The sequence below is a fragment of the Massilia sp. CT11-108 genome (assembly GCF_047302915.1).
GTDB lineage: Bacteria > Pseudomonadota > Gammaproteobacteria > Burkholderiales > Burkholderiaceae_D > Telluria > Telluria orientalis.
In genome coordinates this window covers 1-2,191 of the sequence record NZ_JBKYMO010000709.1, presented here as the reverse complement: position 1 = coordinate 2,191, position 2,191 = coordinate 1, and the positions used below count along the sequence as shown (strand labels likewise).

At 69.3% G+C, this 2,191-nt stretch carries 3 protein-coding genes; 2 read left to right on the top strand and 1 reads right to left on the bottom strand.

What is annotated here, in order from left to right:
- Positions 1-235 (bottom strand): hypothetical protein (locus tag ACEN88_RS29730; protein ID WP_413345491.1); only part of this gene is annotated, 235 nt, incomplete at its 3' end.
- Between the two features lie 121 nt (positions 236-356).
- On the opposite strand from ACEN88_RS29730, the gene ACEN88_RS29725 reads away from it, so the two are divergent.
- Positions 357-1,274, top strand: coding sequence for a polysaccharide deacetylase family protein (locus tag ACEN88_RS29725; protein WP_413345490.1), 918 nt, complete (start codon positions 357-359; stop codon positions 1,272-1,274).
- 107 nt (positions 1,275-1,381) lie between these two features.
- Positions 1,382-2,191: cytochrome c oxidase subunit II (gene coxB, locus ACEN88_RS29720; RefSeq protein ID WP_413345488.1), on the top strand; the 810-nt coding region annotated here is incomplete at its 3' end.

The following is a 2,191-nucleotide window of genomic DNA, read 5'->3' as shown; positions in this document are numbered from 1 at the left end:
CTGGCGGGCAAGCCCGTGCGCGTGCCGTGCCGTGCAGGTCCCAGTCCTGCGCATGGCGCTCCGCTTCCGCCATCAGCGTGGCGGCATCCGTGCCGGCGAGACTGTTGCCGAAGTCGTCGCCCAGGTCCGCGATGGCGTCCTGGCGCGTCGCGGGATGCGCGGCGTCGCGCGGCACGGCAAGGACGGGCGCGGTCATCACGGCGGCAAGGAGGGCAGCGGCGAGGCGTATCCGCATGCGGATTTCCTTTCGTCGAGCGGATATCGGACCATGCGATCATAAATCGTTCCCGGGCCCGTTGCCTGCTTCCGCCCATCCGGTCGATAATGCATCCATCGAACTAATTACGGAGACAGCCTTGAAACCATCCATCCTCCTGTGCGCACTGGCACTCGCCTTCGGCAGCGCCATCGCTGCGCCGGCTGACCGCTTCGACGTCGCCATCACGGTCGACGACCTGCCTTCGCACGGCTCCAAGCCGGCCGACATCAGCCGCGCCGACATCGCGCGCTCGCACATCGCGACGTTCAGGGCGCACGGCGTGCCCGAGGCGTGGGGCTTCGTCAATGCCGTGGCCCTCGGCAAGGAGGCGGAGAGCGCCGCCGCGCTGGACGTGTGGCGCAAGGCCGGCTACCCGCTCGGCAACCACGGCTACACCCACATGGGCCTGTCGCAGGCGGCGTCGCTGGACGCCTGGGAAGAAGACGTGCGCAAGAACGAACCCGTACTGCAAAAATACATGGCCGGCAAGGACTGGCACGTGTTGCGCTACCCGTTCCTCGACGCGGGCGGCAAGGGCGCGCGCCACGACGATGCGCTGGCGTGGCTGAAGGCGCGCGGCTACCGCGTCGCGGACGTGACCCTCGGCTTCGACGACTGGGCATACACGGAGACGTACGCGCGCTGCGTGGCGAAGGGCGACCAGGCCGCGATCGAGGGCATGAAGGCGAGCTACTACCGCCGCATCGACCAGCAACTGGCGCGCACGAAGGCGATGTCGCAGCGCGTGTACGGCCGCATGATCCCGCAGGTGCTGCTGACGCACATGGGTGCCTGGAGCGCGGCCACCCTGCCGGAAGTGATGAAGCGCCTGGACGCGGCCGGCGCGCATTACGTGACGCTGGACCAGGCGCAGTCCGACGCGGCCTACCGAACCCCGAGTCCGGGTGCCGGCAACGGCGCGATGATCGAGCGGCGCGCGCAGGATGCGGGCATCGACCTGGCAGGGCTGCCGGCCGTCGAACCTGTCGGCAATCTCGACGCCTTTTGCCGCTGATCCGACCGCCGGCACGTTGATTCGTGCGCGGGAACGGCCGAAAAAAAGGTATATCTGCAATGTAGACATTTTGGCATTCAGATTCGACCTTTTTTTCGGGGAGGCACATGGAATTCCAGCGCGCTGCGCCAGCAAGCGCCATGCAGGATGCGCTGCGTGCCGCCGGCGCCCAGGCGGCCCACATCGGCGACTTGTGGAACGGTACGCTGGCGCTCTGCACCTTCGTGTTCGTGGCCATCGTCGTCGCGACGATCATCGCCGTCTGGTGCGCACCCGCCGCGGACGCCGCCACCCGGCCCGACACGTCGTCCCTGGAAGGTCCCGAGCGGCGCATCTGGCACCGCATCGGCTGGGCCACCGCCGCGTGCATCGTGGGCCTGCTCGCGCTGCTGGCGGCCGATGCGTTCACGAGCCGCGCGCTGGCGCGGCTGACCCTGCGCGATGCCGTCGACATCGAACTGGTCGGCCACCAGTGGTGGTGGGAAGCGCGCTACCGCGATGCGGACGGGGCCCGTGAATTCACGACCGCGAACGAGCTGACGATTCCCGTCGGCCGGCCCGTCATCGTCACGCTGCGCGCCGATGACGTGATCCATTCGCTGTGGATCCCGAACCTGGCGGGCAAGAAGGACATGATCCCGGGCCGCACGGCCACCCTGCGGCTGCGTGCCGACCGCGCCGGCACCTACCGCGGGCAGTGCGCCGAATTCTGTGGTCTCGAACATGCGCTGATGGCGCTGCTCGTGCACGCGGTGCCGTCCGACCAGTACGAGACCTGGGCCGCGCGCCAGCGCCGGCCCGCGCGCGCGCCGGCGGCGGTGTCGTTTACACAAATCCGCGCCCCCCCGACGGGGCGACCGGGGGGTTTGCGGGGTGGGGGTGGAAAAAAAAAGGGGGGGGGGGGGGGGGGGGGGGGG